The sequence below is a fragment of the Hyalangium minutum genome (assembly GCF_000737315.1).
Classification (GTDB): domain Bacteria; phylum Myxococcota; class Myxococcia; order Myxococcales; family Myxococcaceae; genus Hyalangium; species Hyalangium minutum.
The window spans coordinates 541,335-563,794 of the sequence record NZ_JMCB01000002.1; the positions used below are offsets into that span (position 1 = coordinate 541,335).

Genomic DNA, 22,460 nt, shown 5'->3' on the forward strand with positions numbered 1-22,460 from the left:
GCGGAAGCACGAGATGTGGACGTGGGCCGCTGAGGCTCAGGGAGCTCCAGCCCCCACCACCAGCGCAGGCGTGGTGCGGAAGAGGTAGGAGCCGTCTCCCAGCTGGCCCTCCCAGTTGAGGCCAAAGGACGACAGCGTGCCGGTGCTCTGGGTCAGCGCCAGTGAGTACGCCTTGCTCGCGGCGACGCTCCGCCCTCCGCTCAGTCCCAGCACCTTCTTGGGCGTGGGGTTGTTGTAGGAGACGGAGAAGAGATCCCCTCCGCCCAACTGGCCATCGTAGCCCTCGCCCCAGGCCCACACGGTGCCGTCGGACTTCACCGCCAGCGAGTGGCTGTAACCCGCGGCCACCGCCACCACGCCTGTCAGCCCCACCACCTGCACCGGGGTGTTGCGCGAGGTCGTCGTCCCGTCGCCTAGCCGGCCCGAGCCGTTGTACCCCCAGGCCCACACGGTGCCGTCGGACTTCAGCGCCAGCGAGTGATCCTCTCCCGCGGCCACCGCCACCACGCCCGTCAGCCCCACCACCGGCACCGGCGTGAGGCGGCGCACCGTCGTCGTCCCATCGCCCAGCTGGCCAATGTTGTTGTGGCCAATGGCCGACACCGTCCCGTTCGTGTGCAGCACCAGGGTGTGGCGGCTGCCTCCCGCTGCCGCCCTCACGCCCGTCAGCCCCGCCACCTGCACGGGCAAGGAGCGGCCGGTCATCGTCCCATCGCCCAGCTGGCCAAAGTCGTTGAAGCCCCAGGTCCACAACGTCCCATCCGACTTCACCGCCAGCGAGTGGCTATCGCCCGTGGCGATGGCGCTCACGCCCGACAGAGTCGTCACCTGCACGGGGTTGTCATAGATGAAGCCCGAGGGGCCGACTCCGATTTGCCCATAGGAATTGGAACCCCAGGACCACACGCTGCCGTCGGACTTCAGCGCCAGCGAGTGCTTCTGTCCCGCCGCCGCCGCCGTCACGTTGGCCAGCCCCGTCACCAGCGCGGGTGCGTGCTGCTGGGTGCGGGCACGTCCCAGCACGTACGAGTTGAGCGTGCCCGCTCCCCACGACCACAGCGTTCCATCCGAGCGTACCGCCAGCCCGTGCCAGTAGCCCGCCGACACCTGCGTCACATTCGACAGGTTCACCACGGGCACCGCTGTGGCGCTCTTCATCCGCTGCCCGTCTCCCAGCTGGTACAGCTCGTTGTTGCCCCAGGCCCAGGTCCTGCCGTCGGAGTCCCTCGCCAACGAGTGGCGGGTGCCGGCCGCCACCGCCACCACGCCGCTCAGGCTGGGCACCTGAACCGGCGTGAAGCGCGAGGAGGTGGTTCCATCTCCCAGCTGGCCGTAGCTGTTGTCGCCCCAGGCCCAGACCGTGCCATCGGACTTCAGCGCCAACGAGTGCTCCATCCCCGCCGCCACCGCCACGACGACACCCGTCAGCCCCACCACCTGCACCGGCGTGAAGCGCGAGGAGGTGCTTCCGTCGCCCAGCTGGCCACGGCTGTTGTAGCCCCAGGCCCACACGGTGCCGTCTGACTTCAACGCCAGGGAGTGCTCCACCCCCGCCGCCACCGCCACCACGCCCGTCAGCCCCGGCACCTGCACCGGCGTGAAGCGTGAGGTGGTGCTCCCATCCCCCAGCTCGCCCTGGCTGTTGTAGCCCCAGCTCCACACCTGGCCCGCTGAGTCCACGGCCAGGGAGTGGTGGCTGCCGGCTGCTACCTGCACCCCGTTGCTCAGGCCAGGCACTTGCGCGGGCAGCGTGCGCCCCAGGGTGGTGCCATCCCCAAGCTGGCCGTACTGGTTTCTGCCCCAGCTCCACACCGTGCCGTCACCGCGCACCGCCAGCGAGTAGTGGTTGCCCCCGGCCAGCGCAATCACTGAGTCCAGGCCTACCACCTGTTCCGGAGTATCGCTGGCGTTGAACGTGGTCCCATTGCCCAACTCGCCATCGGTGTTGCTGCCCCAGGCCCACACCGTCGCGTCCGTCTTCAGGGCCAGCTTGTGCCCGGTCCCCGAGACCACGGACACCGCATCACTCAGCTCCCACACCTGCCGTCCCTGGGCCCGGTAGGCACTGTAGTCCGTCGTGTAGCTTCCGCTCTTGCCGCCCCAGCTCCACACCGTGCCATCCGCCGCGAGGTTCACGGAAGTCTCTGTGCCACCCGCCACGAGGGAAGGGCGCACGGGAGCAGGGGGCGGCGGCGGTGGCGGCGGCTCGGAGGTCCCGACGCCGAAGGCCAGATCGTCGCGATCATCGTAACCGCCGCTGCTGCAGGGATTGGCCTCTCCCCCGTAGCGGAAGACGGCGCGCACCGCCTGCACGCTGCCGCCTTCGGAAGGCAGGGTGGCGTTGGCCGTCAGCACCTGAACTCCGGCCCCGGCCGGCGTCAGCGTGGTGACGTACGTCCACGAGGGGTTGCTCGCATCCGCCGCCAGGTAGAGGTCCAGGTGATCCGCGGTGTAGCCGGACCAGGCCCAGACGGTGGCCTCGATGGTCACTTCCTTCCCGGGTGCCAGGGCGCTGTCATCCGGGGTGGAGACCTTCAGCCGATCCAGCGATTCGTCGCCGTGGAAGAGGCCCGAGTCGCCGTCCGCACAGGTCCCGCCCAGCGTGTTGGGAGCATTAGGCTCTGCACCCAGCTGCCCGCGGCCCAGCACCAGAGAGGGGCCCGTGTCGCAGCCCGAAGCCCCCGCCGCACATGTGGGCACCTGCAGCACCGCATCGAAGCTCGCCGTCTCCACCAACGCCGCTGCGGTGGCCGTGGGCTGACGTAACCCCGTCTGCTCCTGCTGCGCCGTGGCCTCCGGTGCGGCTCCGCATCCCGTTGCCAGCGCTCCCAGCAGCAGCCATCCCATTCTCCACTTCTTTGATGTTCGCATCCTCTTGAATTTCCTTCGTGACTGACACGCGCTCCGCGTGCTGACCGGCCCGGGTCAGGAGAGACGTGGCTTCCGAGTTAAAAATTCAAAAGACGAATAACCTTCTGGTGCAGGTGGGGGCTTGTCGCGGCGCGTCCCGCTTCAAAACTTGAGCCCCACGAGGGGAAGCCCACATCCATGGCAGAGCACATCATCTACCTGCTGGGACCTTTTCAGGTGCCCGGCTTGGGGCAGGAGCGCCACGTGCGCGTGTACGCGCCGAACGAAGCGGCGGGTGGCGCGCCGGTGCTGTTCATGTTCGATGGACAGAACATCTTCCACGACGCGCCCTCGTTCTCGGGCGGCTGGTATGTCCATCACGCGGTGAAGCAGTTGGCGGAGCAAGGGCTGCCGGCGCCGGTCATTGTCGGGATCGACCACGGCGGCTCCTCGCGGCTCGACGAGCTGTCGCCCTTCACCTCGGGAGACAGCGCGGGGCGGGCGGACGACCTGCTCGCGTGGGTGAAGGCGGAGCTGGCGCCGAGGATCGCTCAGGAGTTCAAGGTGCGGACGGATCCGGCGGGCACCGCTGTGGGCGGCTCGTCGATGGGCGGCCTTGCCGCGCTCTACGCGCACTTCCGCCATCCGGACCTGTTCGGCGCAGCACTGTGCATGTCGCCCTCCTTCTGGTTCGCGGAGGGGAAGATCTTCGACTACGTCTCCGCACAGCCGAAGCCCTGGACCTCACGCATCTATATCGACGCAGGCGCCCGGGAGGACGGGGGCTCGGTGGTCGCCGACGCGGAGCGCATGGTTCGCCACCTGCGCGAGCGTGGCTGGGACGAGCGCTCGCTCTGCTGGATCGCGGACAAGGACGGGAACCACAGCGAGCACGACTGGCGCAAACGCGCGCCCTCCGCGCTCCAGTTTCTCTTCACTGGAACTCCGGGTCCGCGCCCCGAAGCACCCGAGTCCTCGCCGACGCCCGCAGGTGAGGGGGCCCCGCCTCCCGCGTAGCGCCGCGCCGGCCGCTGTGCTGGCTGCCGGGCCTGGCGCGAGCCCAGCCCGGGTTTCAAGCCGACTACGACCGGAAGCAAGGGCGCAGGGGTTCCTCACGGACGCGCGGGAATGCTGGCGCCTGCTGGCCGCGCTTCTGACGTCAGCGGCCTTGGCTCTCGAGGCCCGCGCCCACGTGCCTGGGCAGGCGGAGACGGAACGTGGTGCCTTCGGCGCGCGAGGAATGGACGTCCACCTCGCCGCCGTGAGCGCGAGCGATGTGGTCCACGATGTAGAGGCCCAGGCCCACGCTGCGGCTCGCGCCGTCTCTGTGGGCGACACCGCGCTGCATCGGCTGGAAGAGGCGAGCACGAAGCTCGGAGGAGATGGGCTCCCCCTCGTTGTGGACCTCGAGCGTCAAGACGTCCCCCTCGTCTCGCGTCCTCACCGTGACGGGCGTGCCGTGGGGGCTGTAGCGGAGGGCGTTCACCACGAGGTTGTCCACCGCCTGGGCCAGCCGATCGGGATCCCACTCGCCCCCGCTCTCGCCCTCGTAGTGCGTCCGGAGCTCCCGGCCCGGGTGCGTGACTTGTGCCTCCTCGACGACCTGTTGCACCAACTCCCGGAGGAACACCGGCTTGCGCTCGACCCGCATGCCCCCACCCATCCGCGCCTGGGTGAAGTCGAGCAGGTCGCGAATCATTCGCGCTGCGCGCTCGCCCGAGGACTGGATGCGCAAGATCGACTTCGTGACACGCGCGTCCAGGTCATCCCGCTTCAAGACAGCGCTCGACGCCAGGAGGATGGCGTTCAGCGGATTGCGCAGATCATGGCTCACGATCCCGATGAGCTGCTGCTCGAACTCGGCGCGTGCGCGGAGTTCCGCCTCGGCGCGCTTGCGCTCGGCCTTCTCATGCGCTTCGCGCAGCGCGCGCTCGACACTCGGGACCAGGCGCTCCAGCCGGTCTTTGAGGACGTAGTCCGTGGCCCCCCGCTTGAGCAACTCGATGGCTCGTTCTTCTCCCAGCGCTCCCGAGACAAAGAGGAAGGGCACGTCAGGACAGGAGCGCTGGGCCACGGCGAGCGCCGTCAGCCCGTCAAACCCGGGGACGTTGTAGTCCGAGAGGATGAGATCCGAGCGGCCGCCAGCGAGGGCCGCTTTGAAGCCCGCCTGTCCGGACGCCCGGGTGAGCTCGAAGTCGAGCCCACCCTCTTCCAGGACAGCTTCGATGAGCTGCGCGTCCTGAGGACTGTCCTCCAAGAGGAGGATGCGCAGCGGCCTGCTCCTGAGCTGTGTCATGGGGAGAGTCCGTGCCCCTCCCCTGGCGCACCCACGCTCGGCAGAGTGAAGTGGAACGTGGCTCCCTCGCCTGGGACGCCCTCGGCCCACGTGCGGCCCCCGTGGCGCTGCACGACGCGGCGCACGTTCGCCAGCCCGATGCCCGTGCCTTCGAACTCATCGACGGTGTGAAGCCGCTGAAAGACACCGAAGAGCTTACCGACATACTGCATGTCGAAGCCCACCCCGTTGTCGCGCACGACGACCTCTGTTTCACCCGGGAGCGCACGCGCGGAGATCTCAATGACAGCCTCTGGCGTCCTCCGGGTGTACTTGAGGGCGTTGGCCAACAGGTTCCTGAAGACGTGCCGCAGCAGCGCCGCGTCCCCTTGGACCTGCGGGAGGGCTTCCACCTTCCATGTCACCCGGCGGCCTTCCACGTCGAGCAAGAGCTCTCTCCGCACTTCCTCCACCAGCGCGCTCAAGGAGACAGGCGCCATACGCATCTCCGCGCGCCCCATGCGGCTGAAGGTGAGCAGGTCGTCAACGAGCTGCCCCCCCTTCTGAGCGGCCTCCGAAATGGTCTTCAAATAGTCCTGGGCCTTGGCGTCGAGGATCGCCTGGGTGCGCTTTTCCAGCAGTTGGGCGAAGCCTGTGATGTGGCGCAGCGGGGCGCGCAGATCGTGGGACACCGAGTAGCTGAAGGCCTCCAGCTCCCGGTTGGCCTCTTCCAGCTCCCGGGTCCGCTCCTCCACCCGTCTCTCGAGGGTGGAGTTGAGCTCGCGGATCCTTGCTTCCGCAGCCTTCCGCTCGGAGATGTCGAAGAAGGAGGCCACCACACCGGACGTGCCTCCTCCGGGGTTTGGCAGTGGCAGGGCGTTGATGACCAGCCATACGAGGCTGCCATCCGGCCGGTGCACCCCCATCAGCGTGCCCAGCTGGGGCCTGCCGGTCTGGAGGGCTACGACGGGCGGGTGCTCTTCCGCGGGGAAGTGGGTGCCGTCCTCACGGACAGGGCGCCAGCGCGGGTCCGCCGGGGTGCGGCCCATCATCTGCTTTGTGCTGAGCCCCAGCAGCTGCTCGGCGGCGGCGTTCGCGAAGCGGATCGCCCCCTCCGCGTCCTGCAAGGTGATGCCCTCCGCGAGCGACGCGACAATCGTGCGCAGCAGGGCTTCGCTCTCCCGCAGCGCGTGCTGAGCGCGTTGTTGCTCGACGGCGCCCGCCAGCTCGCGGGCCACGGCCTCGAAGAACGCCTGGTACTTCTCGTCGAACCTCAAGCGCGGGCTGATGCCGAGCACCAGCGCGCCCGCGGCCGCGTGGGCCGGAGAGCGCCGGAGCGGGAGCACCATCGCCGATCGTGTCGGCTCTGGCCATGGGCCCGTGTGGCTGCGCCCCAGCAGCGCTTCGAGATCGTCCACCCTCGCCGCCAGTCCAGGCTCGAACGACTGCTCTACCGTCGTCCGCAGCGACTCTGGCAGCGAGTCCAACCCAGGGTGCGCCACGGGCTCCAGCCTGTGAGCAGCCGCGTTCCACAGGTACACCACCGCGAAGGGGAGATCCTGCGCGTTTCCGCGGAAGGCGGCGGTGGCCTCGCCAATCACCTCGGCCTGAGTCGTGGCCCGGGGCGCGATGGCGCGCAGCGTGGCGAGCCTCCGCTCCGCGAGTACCTCCTCGGTCACTTCGTTGACGGGCTGCAGGAAGCCGTTGATCCGGCCGTCGTCATCCCGGAGCGGAACGAAGGAGAACGTGAAGTAGGCCTCCTCCGTGAAGCCATGACGCGTGACCGGGATGAGCGTCTTGTGCACCTGGATGACTTCGCCCTGATCCAACACCCGCCGCATCCACGGATAGATGGTGGGGTAGGTGTCCGGCCAGCAGTCGCGGTAGGAGGAGCCCAGGTGCTGGGGGTGCCGCGGTCCCATGATGACGGAGTAGCCCGCGTTGTAGATTTGAGTCTGCTCGGGCCCCCAGAAGATGATGGCGGGCGTGGGCAGCCGCAGAATCATGTCGGTGTAGCCCTGGAGCCGCTGGGGCCACGACTCGGGCGGGCCGAGGCCCGCAGCCGACCAGTCGTGCCGGCGAATGCGCTCACCCATCTCCCCGCAGTCTTCAAGGAATCCTGGAGCGCCTTGGGCGTCCGACATGTTGCTTGTGTAGCCGGTGAGCCCCCCGTGCCGAAGTCCCAGCACGGTGAGAAGGAGCGGATCGCAAACTTCTCAACGTTTCCCAGACGCTCCTCAAGCCTCGGCAGAGGAAGCACGCAGGCGAGCGGTCTCTTGGATCGCTGCAACTCCATCCACCCTGACGAGGGGTGTGTGGTATCGCCTGCGTGAATGGGCCATTCGACCCCTCCTCACGACACGGCACCCCGCCCCTCTTCCACGCCCGAGCAGCCAGACACGCCCCAGCGCGAGGCGGCGGCGGTGCTCGTCGCTGGGGGCGAGATGGGCGCCCTCATGCGCTCCATCGACTGGGCTCAGACGCCCGTGGGCCCACCGGAGACGTGGCCTCAGTCTCTGCGGACGGCGGTGAGCATCCTGCTCGAATCGCGCTTTCCGATGTACATCGCGTGGGGACCTCAGTTCGTCCAGTTCTACAACGATGGGTACCGGCCGATTCTCGGCTCGACCAAGCATCCCGCCGCCATGGGCCGCAGCGCCCAGGCCACGTTCGAGGAGAGCTGGCACATCATCGGCCCGATGTTCGAGGGAGTGCGGCACGGGACGGCGGTCGGCTCCGAGGATTGGATGCTCCCGCTGGACCGCAATGGCTACCTCGAGGAGTGCTACTTCACCTTCTCGTACAGCCCGATCCGAGACGAGAGTGGGGGCATCGGAGGTGTTCTTGTCACCGTCACCGAGACGACCGGCCGAGTGCTGGGCGAGCGGCGGCTGCGGACGCTGAGAGACCTGGCGGCGCGCGTGGGCCCGGTGAAGCGGGAGCACGATGCGTGGCGAGAAGCAGCCCAGGCGCTCGAGGGCAACGCCTTTGACGTTCCCTTCGCCTTGCTGTACCGGCTCAGGGACGCGGACGCGGGGCCCGAGCTGGTGGCGACGGCCGGCTGGGAGACAGATACCGCCGCCGCTGTCTCGCTCTTCGGCGCAGCTTCAGCAAACCCGCCGTGGCCCTTCGCGGAGGCGGCCGCAACCCAGCGCCCCCAGCTCGTCCCGGAGCTTCGCGCCCGCTTCGCGCAGCTGCCCAGCGGCCCCTGGCCGGAGGCTCCTCACTCGGCCCTGGTCCTACCGATTGCCCGTCCGGGCGCTCAGCGCCTCGATGGCTTTTTCGTCGCGGGCTTGAGCGCGCGGCGCGCCCCCGACGACGACTACCGTGGATTTCTGGGGCTGGTGGCGGACCACATCGCCACCTCCATCAGCAGCGCCCGCGCCTACGAGGAGGAGAGGAAGCGGGCGGAAGCCCTGGCCGAGCTGGACCGCACCAAGACCGCCTTCTTCAACAACGTCAGCCACGAGCTGCGCACCCCGCTCACGCTGATGCTCGGGCCCGTCGAAGAAGCCCTGGCGGACACTGCCCATCCCCTCGTCCCCGAGCAGCGGGAGCGGCAGGAGATGGTCCTCCGCAACGGCCTGCGCCTGCGCAAGCTCGTCAACACGATGCTCGACTTCGCCCGCCTGGAGGCCGGGCGCACCCAGGCCCTCTTCGTCCCCACGGACCTCTCCTCCCTCACGCTCGAGCTCGTGAGCAACTTCGACTCCGCGATGGCGTCCGCCGGGCTCACGCTGGTGTCCGACTGCCCCGCGCTCCCCGTACCCGTCTACGTAGATCCGGCCATGTGGGAGAAGGTTGTCCTGAACCTCCTCTCCAACGCCTTGAAGTTCACCCACCAGGGAGAGATCCGCATCGCGCTGAGGTGGCTCGGCGATCACGTGGAGCTCACCGTCCAGGACACGGGCATCGGCATGCCGGCGGAGGAGTTGCCCCGCATCTTCGATCGCTTCCACCGGGTCCAGGGCTCGCAAGGGCGCAGCCACGAGGGCACGGGCATCGGGCTCGCGCTGGTGCAGGAGCTGGTCAAGCTGCACGGCGGGAGGGTGACGGTGACGAGTGTGCTCCACAAGGGGAGCACGTTCACGGTGAGCCTCCCCACGGGCTCTGGGCACCTCCCCCAGGAGCAGCTGGGAACTTCCCAGGCGCGCCCCCCCACCGGGAGTGGAGCGGACGAGTTCCTCGCGGAGGCCTCCTCCTGGAATGAAGCCGAGGCTTCCGCAGCCAGCCCTCGAGCTGACGCCCGGATCTTGTTGGCGGACGACAACGCCGACATGCGGACCTACCTCTCGCGTCTCCTGTCGCAGCACTGGACCGTGGAGGCGGCGAGCACGGGCGCACAGGCCCTCGCCGCCGCGCGGGCCCATCCTCCCAGCCTCATCATCTCCGACGTGATGATGCCCGGGATGAGCGGCTTGGAGCTGGTTCAAGCCCTGCGCGCGGACAGCCGCACCCGCACCATTCCCATCCTGCTCCTGTCCGCACGCGCGGGCGAAGAGGCCACCATCCAGGGGTTCGGCAGCGGCGCGGACGAGTACCTCGCCAAGCCCTTCTCCGCGAAGGAGCTCCTGGCGCGCGTCACCGCGCTGCTCACGGTCTCGCGGCTGCGCCAGGAGGCGGTCCACGCGGAGCGCGCCCACACGGAGGACACCCAGCGCTTTCTCGAGGAGTCCCGCCGCGCCACACGCCTCCGAGAGGAGATGCTCGCCGTCGTCAGCCACGATTTGCGCTCGCCGCTCACCGCCATTCGCACCTCCGCGGAGCTCCTCCAGCGGCTGTCCCCGGAGGGTGAATTGCTCGCCCGCGTGCGCAAGCAGGCGGACACGATCCGGCGCTCCGCCGACCGGATGAACCGGCTCATCGAGGACCTGCTCGATCTGGCGAGCATCGATGCCGGAACGCTCTCCATTGCGGCCCAAGCGCAGCCGGCCGAGGAGCTCGCCCGTGATGTCCGGGAGCTCTTCGAGCCTCCAGCGGCCGAGAAAGGCGTGCAGCTCGTCTTCGAGGTGGAGCCGGGGCTCGTTCTGTGGTGCGACAAGGAACGAATCCTCCAAGCGCTCGGGAATCTGCTCTCCAACGCGATCAAGTTCACGCCCCCGGGGGGCAGCATCCACCTGCGGGCCGAGGCCGAGGCCGGGACCGGGGCTGTCCGCCTCAGCGTCACGGACACCGGCCCGGGGATCCCCCCCGCCGAGCAACCGCACATCTTCGATCGCTATTGGCACGGGGCTCAGCGCAAGCGCGAGGGACATGGCCTGGGCCTCTCCATCGCCAAGGGCATCGTGGAGAGCCACGGAGGGCAGATCCGGCTCGAGCGCACCTCCGGCACAGGCAGCACCTTCTCTCTCTCTCTTCCCGCCGGACAGCAGACGGGCGCGGTCTCGCCTGCCCCCCGCCAGGCACTCCAACGGCCGGGCGCCGAGGAGAGCTTCATTCAAAACGGCGGTGAGATGGGCGCGCTGATGCGCTCCATCGACTGGTCCAAGAACTCGCTGGGCCCCATCGAGGACTGGCCTCAATCCCTGCGGACATCCGTGAGCACGATGCTCCGCTCCCCTTATCCGATCATCCTCTTCTGGGGCCCCCAGCTCCGCATGCTCTACAACGACCCGTTCCGTCCCATCCTCGGGGCGAAGCATCCCGAGACCATGGGGGCGCGCGGGAATGAGGCGCTCGCCGAGGAATGGGCGCTCCTCGGCCCCTTGATGAAGCGCGTCCATGAGACGGGAGAGCCGCTGTTCATCGAGAACGGGAACGTCAACTTCCAGCGGCGGCCGGGCGGCTTGCGAGAGGAGGCCTACTTCACCTGGTCCTACAACCCGACCATTGGTGAGTTGGGGGAGATCGCGGGCCTCTTCGCCATCGCGAGCGAGACAACACGACAGGTGGTCGGGGACCGCCAGCTGGGGATCCTCCGGGAGCTGTCCATCCGGGCGGCGCTCACCAAGAAGGTCGAAGAGGTCTTCCGCTCCGTGGAAGAAGTCCTCGCGCAGGCCGGACATGATCTGCCCTTCGCGCTCTTCTACGTCATCAGGGCCGGCAAGGCGCACCTGGTGAGCTGCGCCGGCCTCGCCCGGGGAGCACCCGCGGCTCCCGTCGAGCTCAGCCTCGGCGACTCCCTCTCGTGGCCGCTCGCCGAGGTGGCCAGCCGGAAGCAGGAGGTGTTGGTCGAAGATCTCCACTTGAAGTTCGGACACCTTCCTGGCGGCCCCTGGCCCGAACCCACCACGCGCGCACTGCTCCTTCCCGTGCCCATGGGCGCGGATGCCGAGGCCACCGGAGTGCTCGTGGCGGGCCTGAGTCCCCTGATGGCGCTGCACGGCGAGTACCGCGGCTTCCTGCAGCTCCTGGCGCGGCAGCTCGCCGCCAGCCTCTCCAGTGCCCGCGCCTATGAACAGGAAAAGCAGCGGGCCGAGGAGCTGGCCCGGCTGGATCAGGCAAAGACTGCCTTCTTCAGCAACGTGAGCCACGAGTTCAGGACTCCGCTTACGCTCATTCTCGGCCCCATCGAGGACGCACTCTCCAAGACGGAGAAAGCGTTGGAGGGAGAGAGGCTCGACCTGGTCCGCCGCAATGCCCTGCGGCTCTACAAGCTGGTCAACACGCTGCTCGACTTCTCGCGCATGGAGGCGGGCCGGGCCCAGGCCCACTACGCGCCGACGGACCTCTCCGCCCTGACGCGCAACCTCGCGAGCGCCTTCCAATCCGCCGTGGAGAGCGCGGGCTTGAGGCTGGTGGTGGACTGCCCACCCCTTCCCGAGCCCATCTACGTGGACCCGGAGATGTGGGAGAAGATTGTCCTGAACCTTCTCTCCAACGCGGTGAAGTACACCCATGAAGGGGAGATCCGCGTGGGCCTCCGGTGGCAGGACGGTCAGGCCGTCCTCACCGTCCAGGACACGGGGGTGGGCATTCCCGAGGAAGAGCTGCCGCGCATCTTCGAGCGCTTCTACCGCGTGCGTGTCACCCAGGGGCGAAGCCACGAGGGCACGGGCATCGGGCTCGCGCTGGTGCAGGAGCTGGTGAAGCTTCACGGCGGCAGCGTCTCGGTGGCCAGCACGCTGAGCGTGGGCACGACCTTCACCCTGCGGCTGCCACGCGGTTCGGCCCACCTGCCCCCCGAGCGGATCGAGCGCACGCACCGGCCAGGCTCTCTGGCCGAGGCGGTGGCGCCCTTCGTGGAAGAGGCGAAGCGCTGGTCCGTGGAGGACTCGGGCCCGCATACCCCCAGCACGGGAGCGTCCGAGGACCCGGCGCTGGAGGTGCCCGAGGAGCTTGCGCGCTCCCGCATCCTCCTCGTGGACGACAACGCCGACCTGCGCATCTACGTCGCGGGGTTGCTCGGGCGGGCCTTCCCCCACGTCGAGACCGCCACGAACGGGAACGACGCGCTCGAGCGGGCCCGGGCCCACCCGCCGGACCTGGTCCTCTCCGATGTGATGATGCCGGGGATGGATGGTTTTGGCCTGGTGCGTGCCCTGCGCGCGAGCGAGGACACGCGCGCCATCCCCATCATCCTGCTGTCCGCGCGGGCGGGGGATGAGGCCACGGTGGAGGGCTTGCAGAGCGGCGCGGATGACTACCTGGTGAAGCCCTTCTCCGCTCGTGAGCTCCTGGTCCGGGTGCGCACCCAGCTCGACATGGCCCGCGTGCGCCGGGAGGCGCTCCGCAACGAGCTCGAGAAGAAGGTGCTGCAAGAGTCCGTTCGGGTGCGAGACGCGTTTCTCAGCCTTGTCAGCCATGAGCTGCGCACGCCCGTGAGCGCCCTGTCGCTCAACGTCCAGTCCCTGCTCCGCAGCGTGGGCAGCCAAGGCCATGCCGAGGCGCTGCTGGAGGCCGTCGGGGCGAAGGCGCAGACGACGCAGAAACACTTGCACCGTCTGTCGCGCCTCGTCGAGCGGCTGCTGGACGTGTCAGAGCTCGTCACCGGCCGACTGAAGCTCACACGGCAGGAAGCCGACCTCTCCGCGATCGCGAGCGCCGTCGTGGATCAGGCGCGGGACAAGGCCCTTCACGCCGGCAGCGTGCTGACCTTGAATGCGCCCTCGCCCGTCATCGGCTCCTGCGATCCGGCGCGGCTGCACCAGCTCCTCGAGAGCCTACTGGACAACGCCCTCAAGTTCGGGGCGGGAAAGCCCATCGAGGTGGCGGTGCGGAGGGACTCGGACCAGGCCTCCATCACGGTGCGAGACCACGGCGTGGGCATCGGGCCGGAGGACCAGGATCGCATTTTCGGACGCTTCGAGCGCGCCGTCTCCGAGAAGAACTATGGAGGGTTCGGGCTGGGCTTGTGGATCGCTCGCCACCTCGCGGAAGCCCACGGCGGCGGCATCCGCCTGCGGCACACAGAGGGCGGAGGCGCCACCTTTACGGCGGTGCTCCCGCTTCACCCTACGGGAGCTTCCCAGCCTCATTGAGCGGGAGGGGCAAGCCCAAGGGCACGAAGGCCGCGGCGCCGAAGGTCCCGAGCACGCCCGCGGTGCTCATCGGGCAGCTGCCGGGGCCAGGCTCGACCCCCCCGGCACTTCCAGGCGTTCTCTGACCTCTTGAAGCACGCGCTCCAACTCGTACTGGGCATCCGCCAGAGGCAGATCGCTCAGAGTGGCCGCCGTGTGCTTCAGCTCGTCAGTGCCCCATTGCAGGGTCTGCTCGCGCCCTGACTGAGCGGCGGCCGCGAGAAGGGTGGGGTCGGCCTGGAGCAGATGGAGGTACTGCTCCAGCAGGGCTTCATGTGCCGGTTTCGCTCCGGGGGCTCCAGGCTGCGCGTGCTCCGCCAGAAACTCTTTGTGTCGGAGTTCAATGTGTACCGGTGGGCGGGGCGGATGCTGGCCGACGCTGCCAGGTTGCGCCGGCGTGACCGGCTCAATGTGCGGCTCCCCGGGCGTGCACTGCCTTTCTTTTCCGAGGATGCGCGGCGAGAAGGCGGAGCATGAGAAGACAGGGCGGTGGTCAGGCCATCCCGCGCTGCTGGCGGGCCCACGTCTCGAAGCTCATGGGAGAGAGCCCGTAGGAGCGGGCGATCTCGGGCCGTGCCAGCACCGGGGCGACGTTCATGTACGTCAGTCCCTGCGCCACACCGGGATGCAGGCCGGCGGCGACGGCCTCCTCGACCGTGCCTGACTGCACGACGTACTCCTTGCTGTCGAGGCGCGAGAGGATCTCGGCGATCTGAGGAAGCGTGAGCAGGTCGCCGGCGAGCTGCAGCGTCACACCTTTGAACCTGGCGGGATCGTTGATCGCCGCCGCGGCTGCCTTGCCGATGTCCTCCGGGGCGATGAGCCCAATGGGCCGATCAGTCCTGATCACCGTGACCAGCTGGCGCCCGTCGGCGAAGCCGGCGGGATCGAGCATGGAGTGGTCCATGAAGGTGGCGGGTAGGATGATGGTCCAGCGGTCGAAGCCGGCGTTGCGCACGAGCTCGCAGGTCGCGAACTTGTTCTCCCAGTAGTCCTCGTGGGACTTCCAGCGGCCCTCGGCCCAGCCCTCGACGTTGCGGTGGTCGCCGACGCCCGACGTCGCGGTGTGCACGAACGTGCCGACGCCTTCGGCCAACGCGGCCTCGACGAGGTTTTTCCCCTGCTCGCGCTCCTTGCTGTAGTCAACGCCGGTCGCGGAGAGAATGGGCGACTGCATCGAGAACACCGCCCGTGTCCCGGCGCAGGCGGCGCGCAGCGATCGCGGATCGTCGAGATCCCCGATGACCACCTCGGCGCCGGCCGCCGCGAGGGCCTTCGCGTTCGGCGCGTCCGGGTTGCGCACCAGTACCCGCACCGATGTGCTGCCTTCGGCCAGCAGCGCCCGGGCGGTGGCGCCGCCCTGTCGCCCTGTGGCGGCGGTGACGAGAACGGGATCGCTGCGGCTCATGCGGGCCTCCTGTAAGTGGGGTGCCCCACCGTTTAGACTTCGGTGGCAAGATATGGAGGGCCACCCCGTTTGTCGAGGCCGTTGGCCGAGGAGAAGACCGCCGTGGAGCGTGAGAAGGCGTTGCGAGCGGACGGCCAACGCAACCGGGAGCGGATCGTCGCCGCCGCCGCGGAGCTGGTCGCCAGGGATGGCGCGCAGGCGTCGCTCGAGGAGATCGCGCGGAGGGCGGGGGTGGGCTCCGCGACCCTGCACCGGCACTTCCCGTCGCGGCGGGCGCTGTTGGAGGTAGTATTCCGCGCTGGCGTCGCGCAGCTCTGTGCGCGGGCGGCCGCACAGCCGGGCGAGGACCCCGGCGCTGAGCTGGCTGCCTGGCTCGAAGAGCTGACGGTTTACACAGCGACACACCGCGGGCTTGCCGCTGCGCTGTTGGCCGGCCCGGATGGCCTCTCGCCAGAAGAGCTCTGCTGCACCGACATGCTGCTCGACGTGATGGAGGTTCTGGTGGCACGGGCCTCATCTGTGGGCGCGCTTCACGTCGGCGCCACGACGAAGGACCTGATGCTCTTGGCGAACGCGATTGCCGTCGCCACCGAAGACGATCCGGCCACAGCGAGTCGGCTGCTGCGCCTCGCGCTCACCGGTATCCGGTCTGAAAGGAACGGTCCTCCCTCTCGGCCGGGTCGGGCTCGGGCGCCGAGGAAGAAGTAACGATGGTCTGCTGTGTGCGTCGATGGCCAAGCTGGGCTTGGGGCTTGCCTATGCGTTCGAGCCCATGGTCATGGAGGAGCTGCGCAGCGGGCAACTTCAGCGGGTGCTTGAGCCTTACGCGCCCACGGTGCCTGTGCTGCTCTTCGTGCGCCGCCGTCGCCGCGCTCGGGCTGGAGAAAGCTGCGGCGGCCTTCAAGCGCGATGAGTCGGACGCCTCCGAGTGGCGACAAGGCATGACGGGCGGCCCCCTTGCGAGAGCCGCCCGCCGTTCAGCATGAACCGTCTTCCGAGGCTACGGCGCTGTGCGATTGATGGTCAGGCTGTAGGTGGCCGTACCCGAGCCCGCGCCGCGCACCATGACGTACGCGGAGCTCTGGCCCGCCGGCACCGTCAGGGTGCACGTCTCCGAAGCACCCGAGAGCGCCGGGCGGCAGTCATACGCCGTCGTCGTCGGCGCCGAGCCGAAGCGGACGTACAGGTCCGGGTTCTTCGTGCCCGTCATCACCACCTTGAACTGCGTGCCCGCCAGCACGGTGTAGGGGCCGTGGTTCTTGTTCGTGTTCTTGCTCACCGAGCCGCTGGCCGTGTCCGTCACCGGCGTGCCGACGCCGCCACCGCCGTAGGTGCCCGTGAGGCTCGCGCCCGAGTACGAGGAGTAGCCGCTCAACATCACATACCAGGTGCCCGCCGCCGGGGTGGTGAAGGAGCACGTCTCCGCGTTGCCGCCCGTGTACGGCCGGCAGTCGTAGCTGCTCGCCGTCGGCGCCGAGCCGAACCGCACGTACAGGTCCGCGTCACCCGTGCCGCCGCTCGTCACGAACGACAGGCTGCTCTGACCGGCCGGCACCTCGAGCGTGTAGTACTTCTTGCTGCCCGAGCTGCCCGACAGGTTCGTCACCGCCACGCCGTTGGTCAGCGGGCTCGTCACCGGAGGCGGAGGAGGCACGCCCACCGCCAGCCACGCGTCCGTCACCGCCTGCACCGTGGCCGCGTCGTAGCCCAGCGCCTGCGCCGCCTGCACTGTGTACGTCTTCGCCTGCTCGAACGTGGTGCTCGCCGTGAACAGATCCGTGTTCGCCTTGTAGAAGATGCGGCCGGCCTTCTCCGGGCCAATCGCCGCCACGGAGACGCTCGTCTTGCCGCGCGGGTGCGTGCCGCCCTTGGACAGCAGCGCGAACACCAGGTTGCTGATGCCCGAGCTGTAGTGCACGTCCTGGCCCGCGTAGTCCCCGTAGAAGTCCAGCGAGACGCCGTCCTTGGCCGGGTCATCCATGTAGCGCAGCGCATCCCCCGCCGTGCCCGGCGTCCAGATGTCCTCGCCAATCTTGAAGATGTCCGCGTCCACCGCCCAGCCGCGCGACCAGCTCTCGCACACGCCCGAGAAGATGTCCGAGTAGCTCTCGTTCAGGCCGCCGGACTCGCCCGAGTAGATGAGGTCCGACTCGCTGTCCGTCACCGCGTGGCTCAGCTCGTGGACTGTCACGTCCAGGTCCTTGCCCAGCTCGATGGAGTCCACGCCATTGCCGTCGCCGTACACCATCTGCGTGCCGTCCCAGTACGCGTTCACGTAGTTGCTGCTGTAGTGAACGGTGCTGATCAGCGCCGCACCCGCGTTGTTGTACGAGTCACGCCCGAACAGCGCGTTGTAGCAGTTGTACGTGGCGCCCAGCTGGTCGTAGTTCATGTCCACGTGGGCATCGCCTACCGGCGCCTGGCCCTCGCTGCGCTTGAGCGTGCCCGGCGTGCTCGAGCCGTTGTTGGCCGAGTACACCTTGCGGTTGAGCGCCGAGTGGATCTGCGGGTGGATGGCCAGCGTGCCGCCGCGCTGCGCGTCCACGTAGATGAGGTCATCCGAGGGCATGTCGGCGTTGCCGCCGCCCTTCACCCGCACCTGCCACGCCAGCCGCAGCTCCGGGCTGCCCTCGGGCCGCAGGTAGACCAGGACCGGGGAGCCCTCGGCCTGCGCGTTGCTCGCGGCCGAGCTGTGCACCGCCGCCTGCAGCGCCGCCTCGGGGGCCACCTTTGCCTGCGCCGGCAGGGCCTCGCCGCCCCGTGCCGAGCCGTTGGCCGCGTAGATGAGGCCGTCCGCGTCCGCGTGCAGCACCAGCTCGCCGCCGACCACCTTCAGGCCGTTCAGCGTCTGCTGGAAGCGCATGTGCTGGTGGCCCTGGCTGTCCACCGAGCTCTTGCGGAACACCAAGTCATTGCTGTTGAGCCGGAACGCCGGGGCGATATCCGTCAGCGCTATCCGGGCCGTCTCGCCCACGCGCTGCTGGGACAGCCGGGGCAGCTCGCCCAGCCGGCCTTCAATGTAATAGGGCAGGCCCTCGTCCGTGTTCGCTACCACCCGGGCCTTCTCGAACCGGGCCATCGCGGAGCGGATGTCCGCGTCCTTCGACGGCAACTCCTGCGCTGCCTCGTCCTGCATCGAACCGCATGCGGCCAGGCTCGCGCCCAGCCATGCCGCACCCACTGCCTTCAAGACCCGATTGCTCATCAGCACCCCAGGTGAAAGTGGAAGGGGCTGTCATGACATGCGGGGCTGACAGCGTTCGATGGAGGGGCGGATTCCCAGAAATGGGAATGGAGGCGCTCAGCTCCCTGTGGCGCGCTCTCGTTCACGGAGCCAGGAGGCGATGGCGCGCTCGCACTCGTCCGCGTGATCGAGGAAGGCGAAGTGCCCGCTGTTCACCTCGAAGGTGGTGGCGAGCGCTCCCGCGCGTTGGGCGAAGGCGCGCATCCGGTGCACGGGGAACATGGAGTCATGCTGCCCCTGGACGAGGAGCACTGGCACGCGCGGGGTGTCCGCGATGCGAGAGGCGCCGGAGATCAGCACCAGTCCTCGCAGCTCGGGGCCCGAGCGGGAGAGCTTCCCCGCGAGCACGCTGGCACCCACACCTCCATTGGAGAGGCCCGCGAGGTACACCCGGCGGATACCTCGGCCCTGGAGCCAGGAGAGGGTGCGCTTCAGGGTCTCCTCGCCCTGCGGTGACCACCAGTCCCCCAGTGGGCCCACCGAGGGACACACGGTGAGCGCGGAGATGGCCCGGGCGGCCCGCGAGAGCTGCCAGCAGTAGACGGCGAAGTTGCCCGTGTAGCCGTGCAGCGCCACCACTGCCGTTTCCGGGGGCTTCGCTCCCTCGGACGGAATGACCACCGTGTCGAAGTCCTCGGAGGACTGGAGCCCGAGCCACGTGGCGACGGCGGGCGTGGCGATGGAGCCCTCGGTGGTGTGGAGCCGGTGGAAGGCCGAGTCGAGCGCCGGGAGGAAGTCTCGCGTGTCCGAGCGGGGCAACTGGCCGGTGAGCAAGAGCAGGTGGCCCGCGAACAGCGTCCCATCCCGCTCCTCCACGAGGCGGTTGATCAGCCGGTGGTCTCCCGAGGGCAGCCGGAGGGTGTCCATCCCGTTTCCCCCCGCGAAGACGAGCCGGGCGCTGGCCACGAGCAGCAGGAGCCCCAGGCCCGCGCGGGTCAGGCCCCGCCAGCGGCGCCACGGCATCGAGAGGAGGCCCGCCGCGGTGAAGGCCACCCCCACGGCATAGCCCCAGCCGGACAGGGAGGCGTGGAAGCCGATGGCCGCTACGATCATCAAGAGGGCGAGGGGGCCAGCGAAGAGCCCCACGAGAAAGGCGCTCCGCGAGAGGGTTCGCGACGGGTTCATGCCCCCAACATGCGTGGGCCGGAGCTCGGCTGGAGGCCAAAAAGGCCCGAACGGTCGCAGGGGCTCGGTGAGCGGCCGGCGGCGGAACCCGAGGGTGCCGCGATACATGGTGGTGTCCGATACATGTCAACAGCCCATTACACTCGGAGCCTGTCTGGCTTCCTGCTCCAGGAGCGGAGTGCACAGTGCTGCGCGGAATTTCGCGCTCAAGTTGGAAGGAGTGCTTGGGTCTCGACGTAAAATCCTGACCACAGCGAAAACCCCAAAGGAGCACATTGCAGCGAGGGCCCTGGAGCGTATGGTGGAAGGCCTTCGCGCGCCGGAGGGTCGGCTCTCAGCGCGTGAGTCCCTGTGTAGTGGAGGCCCCCCTATGAAGATGAGACGACTGCTTCAAGCCACGCTGCTCGCGGCGGTCTTGGCGGCTGTAGCGTGTGGTGACTCGGGCAAGGAGCCCGAGCCTGGTGAACCCAATAAACCCACGCCGCTGCCGACGGATCCGAACGATCCCAACAACGCCACCAAGGACACGGACTGCGACGGCCTGAGTGACCTGGTCGAGTTCACGACGGACCGCGGTGGTGGCAAGAAGACGGACCCGGGTCTGGCGGACACCGATGGAGACGGGCTGCCGGACGGGCTCGAGCTGGGCATCGACACCCCCGTGCAGGGCACCAGCTGTGTCCTGCCCAAGGACGCGAGCGCCGTGCTGAAGACGGATCCGCTCAACCCGGACACCGATGGCGACGGCCTGAAGGACGGCATCGAGGACGCCAACAAGAACGGCAAGGCGGATGACAACGAGACGCACCCGCTGCTCAAGGACACCGACTGCGACGGCCTGCTCGACGGCCCGAGCGACGGCACCTTCAAGGGCGAGGACCAGAACGCCAACGGCATGGTGGACCCCGGCGAGCCGGATCCCCGCAAGCCGGACTCCGACGGGGACGGCCTCCTGGACGGCATCGAGCTGGGTGCCGTCAACAACCCGGATCCCGTCACCTGCACCAACTTCCGGCCGGACACCCAGCCCACCACGACGACGGATCCGACCAACGCGGACTCGGACGGTGACGGGGTGAGCGACGGCGCCGAGGACACCAACCAGAACGGCCAAGTGGACCCCGGAGAGCTGGATCCGCGGACGGGTGACGCCTCGGGCCCGGTGGGCCAGGTGTGCACCGCCGCCAACCTGCGCCCGGTCATCTTCAAGGACTCGAGCGGGCCGGACATCAAGCTGGCGCTGCCGCCCACCTTCACGGAGGTGGAGGAGATCACCACCACCGGCTCCGAGGTCGGCGGCGACGTGAAGGGCCTGGTGGGCTACGACGCCGAGAACAAGGTCGCCTTCCTCGCGTTCCGTCAGGCCGCGCCCGCGCAGGCCACGGATCCGCTCGGTGACGAGGAGGCCCTGCGGACGATCATCCAGAACCAGGGCGCCCTGAGCAACCGCACCGCCCAGCGCTTCCAGACCTGGGATGGCCACAGCGCCTTGCAGGTCTTCTACGACCAGGCCGGTGCCACCACGGACATCAAGGCCCGCACCAACGCTCTCGTGAACGCCCTGGTGCCCAACACCCAGGGCCGCCTGAGCACCGCGACGGCGGGCGGCAACGGCGACTTCCGCCTGCAGGCGCTCTTCGTCCACCGCTCCAACCAGAGCGTGGTGGTGCTCATCGCCATCACCCAGAAGGCGGCGGTGACGGGCGAAAACCGCAACACCACGACGGCCTTCTCCGCGCGTGACCTGTCGGACGGCTCGGCGCTGGCCCAGTTCGGCGAGCCCACGGCCATCCAGTGCGAGCGCTTCCAGCTGCAGTCGGCGAAGGTGGACTTCCTGTTCGTCGTGGACGACAGCGGCTCGATGCAGAGCTCGCAGAACTCGCTGGCCATCGCCGCGCAGGCCGCGGTGGACTCGCTCAACGCCTCGTCGCTGGACTGGCGCATGGCGATGGTCACCTCCAGCTACCACATCGGCGGCGAGCCCAACTCCGGCAAGCTGCGCAAGTTCACCCGCAACCTGAACAAGGTGAAGGCGTGGCTGACGCAGGGCAGCACGTGCACCAACCAGGTCTGCAGCGTGGTGCCCACCACTCCGCAGACCGCCAGCTGCCCTGGTGACACCTCCGAGGGCTCCAACGGCGGGTGCTGGATCAACATCGACGGCACCGGCAGCGAGGGTGTGCTCGGCGCGGCCCGCAAGGCGGTGGATGACCTGAACCCGGGCACCGAGCCGGGCGCTTCCGAGTCTCTCACGCTGGCGCGCAAGGATGCCGCCCTCGTGGTGGTCATCCTGGGCGACGCGGATGACCAGACCAGCGGCAACACCTCGGTTTCTGGCTTCTGCGGCTCCGGCGGCAACGCGGACAAGCCGGGCTCCGGCTGCGAGCCCGTGCAGAACTTCATCAACTTCTTCGGCAACGTCTCGTCCGGGACGGCGCCCACCAACGAGACCGGCAAGCTCATCACCGTGCACGGCATCGTGTGCCCGTCCGGCCAGAACTGCGGCTGTGACAGCAGCGGCTGCGAGTTCAACCCGAAGCCGGCCTTCGGTGGCCAGCGCCACGCCGCGGTCGTCAACGCCACGGGCGGCGTGCTGGGCGCCATCAGCGACACCAACTCCATCGGGGCCTCCATGGACGCCATCATCTCGGACGCGATCGGTAACGCGGGCTACCGCACGCTCAAGCCGCCGATCGGCGCGTCCATCAAGGTGGCGGTGGACAACGTGAGCAACCCGGCGGTGTGCACCTCGAACAACAACATCCCGCGCAGCACCGTCAACGGCTTCGACTTCGACGGCAGCGCGCGGACGATCTCGTTCTTCGGCGCGTGCCGCCCGGCGAACACGAACGCCCAGGCCGCGGTGTCTTACCAGTACTGGATCGACTCGGTGAGCGATCCGAACGGCGGCGTGCCGTGCGAGGACGACCCGAACTACAGCCCCACCGAGCCGGACCACTGCACGGGCCCCACGCTCGGCTGCAACGCCGCGGGCACGAACTGCGTGTGCAACCCGAACTGCGGCGGCACCTGCGGCGCGGGCACGCAGTGCGAAATGAGCACCTGCTCGTGTGAGGTGATCATCGGTTAGCGCGGCGG

11 protein-coding genes are annotated in these 22,460 nt (G+C 68.8%); 5 read left to right on the forward strand and 6 right to left on the reverse strand.

All coding sequences use genetic code 11. The features are described 5' to 3' along the window. Positions 1-36 precede the first annotated feature (36 nt). Complete coding sequence (locus tag DB31_RS05905) at positions 37-2,847, reverse strand: RCC1-like domain-containing protein (RefSeq protein WP_052419747.1); 2,811 nt, start codon at positions 2,845-2,847, stop codon at positions 37-39. A 201-nt stretch (positions 2,848-3,048) separates the two neighbouring features. Between DB31_RS05905 and DB31_RS05910 the strand changes: the two genes are divergently transcribed. Then, the gene (locus DB31_RS05910; protein WP_063769192.1) at positions 3,049-3,867 is read left to right on the forward strand and encodes an alpha/beta hydrolase; all 819 of its coding nucleotides are present in this window, start codon (positions 3,049-3,051) and stop codon (positions 3,865-3,867) included. A gap of 142 nt (positions 3,868-4,009) precedes the next feature. Here the strand turns inward: DB31_RS05910 and DB31_RS05915 are convergent, their stop codons facing one another. Then, positions 4,010-5,146, reverse strand: a complete 1,137-nt coding sequence (locus tag DB31_RS05915) for a hybrid sensor histidine kinase/response regulator (RefSeq protein ID WP_044183438.1) — start codon at positions 5,144-5,146, stop codon at positions 4,010-4,012. Then, a complete protein-coding gene (locus DB31_RS44555) occupies positions 5,143-7,221 on the reverse strand; it encodes a PAS domain-containing sensor histidine kinase (protein ID WP_052419748.1) in 2,079 nt (692 codons plus the stop codon). The genes DB31_RS05915 and DB31_RS44555 overlap by 4 nt, the downstream gene beginning before the upstream one ends. Positions 7,222-7,458: 237 nt before the next feature. On the opposite strand from DB31_RS44555, the gene DB31_RS46330 reads away from it, so the two are divergent. Further along, positions 7,459-13,545 (forward strand): ATP-binding protein, encoded by a 6,087-nt coding sequence (locus DB31_RS46330; protein ID WP_075305882.1) that lies wholly within the window; start codon positions 7,459-7,461, stop codon positions 13,543-13,545. 532 nt (positions 13,546-14,077) lie between these two features. Here DB31_RS46330 and DB31_RS05940 read toward each other — a convergent pair. Continuing rightward, positions 14,078-14,992 (reverse strand): NmrA family NAD(P)-binding protein, encoded by a 915-nt coding sequence (locus DB31_RS05940; RefSeq protein ID WP_044183443.1) that lies wholly within the window; start codon positions 14,990-14,992, stop codon positions 14,078-14,080. Positions 14,993-15,073: 81 nt separating this feature from the next. Here DB31_RS05940 and DB31_RS05945 point away from each other — a divergent pair, with 81 nt between their 5' ends. Further along, complete coding sequence (locus DB31_RS05945) at positions 15,074-15,700, forward strand: TetR/AcrR family transcriptional regulator (protein WP_240486548.1); 627 nt, start codon at positions 15,074-15,076, stop codon at positions 15,698-15,700. A 22-nt stretch (positions 15,701-15,722) separates the two neighbouring features. Further along, a complete protein-coding gene (locus tag DB31_RS51500; RefSeq protein ID WP_044183447.1) occupies positions 15,723-15,905 on the forward strand; it encodes a hypothetical protein in 183 nt (60 codons plus the stop codon). Between the two features lie 87 nt (positions 15,906-15,992). Here the strand turns inward: DB31_RS51500 and DB31_RS05955 are convergent, their stop codons facing one another. Next, the gene (locus DB31_RS05955) at positions 15,993-18,197 is read right to left on the reverse strand and encodes a M4 family metallopeptidase (protein ID WP_044183450.1); all 2,205 of its coding nucleotides are present in this window, start codon (positions 18,195-18,197) and stop codon (positions 15,993-15,995) included. 96 nt (positions 18,198-18,293) lie between these two features. Then, positions 18,294-19,361 carry an alpha/beta hydrolase gene (locus tag DB31_RS05960; RefSeq protein ID WP_044183452.1) on the reverse strand — a complete coding sequence of 356 codons (1,068 nt, stop codon included), beginning with the start codon at positions 19,359-19,361 and terminating at the stop codon, positions 18,294-18,296. Positions 19,362-19,731: 370 nt separating this feature from the next. On the opposite strand from DB31_RS05960, the gene cglD reads away from it, so the two are divergent. Further along, positions 19,732-22,452: an adventurous gliding motility lipoprotein CglD gene (gene cglD, locus DB31_RS05965; RefSeq protein WP_044183455.1), complete on the forward strand. Its 2,721-nt coding sequence runs from the start codon at positions 19,732-19,734 to the stop codon at positions 22,450-22,452. Positions 22,453-22,460: the final 8 nt, after the last annotated feature.

Bases quoted from the DNA above. Each gene is read 5' to 3' on its own strand.
- DB31_RS05905 (WP_052419747.1), bottom strand. From the start codon at position 2,847: ATGGGATGGCTGCTGCTGGGAGCGCTGGCAACGGGATGCGGAGCCGCA.
- DB31_RS05910 (WP_063769192.1), top strand. From the start codon at position 3,049: ATGGCAGAGCACATCATCTACCTGCTGGGACCTTTTCAGGTGCCCGGC.
- DB31_RS05915 (WP_044183438.1), bottom strand. From the start codon at position 5,146: ATGACACAGCTCAGGAGCAGGCCGCTGCGCATCCTCCTCTTGGAGGAC.
- DB31_RS44555 (WP_052419748.1), bottom strand. From the start codon at position 7,221: ATGGGTGAGCGCATTCGCCGGCACGACTGGTCGGCTGCGGGCCTCGGC.
- DB31_RS46330 (WP_075305882.1), top strand. From the start codon at position 7,459: ATGGGCCATTCGACCCCTCCTCACGACACGGCACCCCGCCCCTCTTCC.
- DB31_RS05940 (WP_044183443.1), bottom strand. From the start codon at position 14,992: ATGAGCCGCAGCGATCCCGTTCTCGTCACCGCCGCCACAGGGCGACAG.
- DB31_RS51500 (WP_044183447.1), top strand. From the start codon at position 15,723: ATGGCCAAGCTGGGCTTGGGGCTTGCCTATGCGTTCGAGCCCATGGTC.
- DB31_RS05955 (WP_044183450.1), bottom strand. From the start codon at position 18,197: ATGAGCAATCGGGTCTTGAAGGCAGTGGGTGCGGCATGGCTGGGCGCG.
- DB31_RS05960 (WP_044183452.1), bottom strand. From the start codon at position 19,361: ATGAACCCGTCGCGAACCCTCTCGCGGAGCGCCTTTCTCGTGGGGCTC.
- cglD (WP_044183455.1), top strand. From the start codon at position 19,732: ATGAAGATGAGACGACTGCTTCAAGCCACGCTGCTCGCGGCGGTCTTG.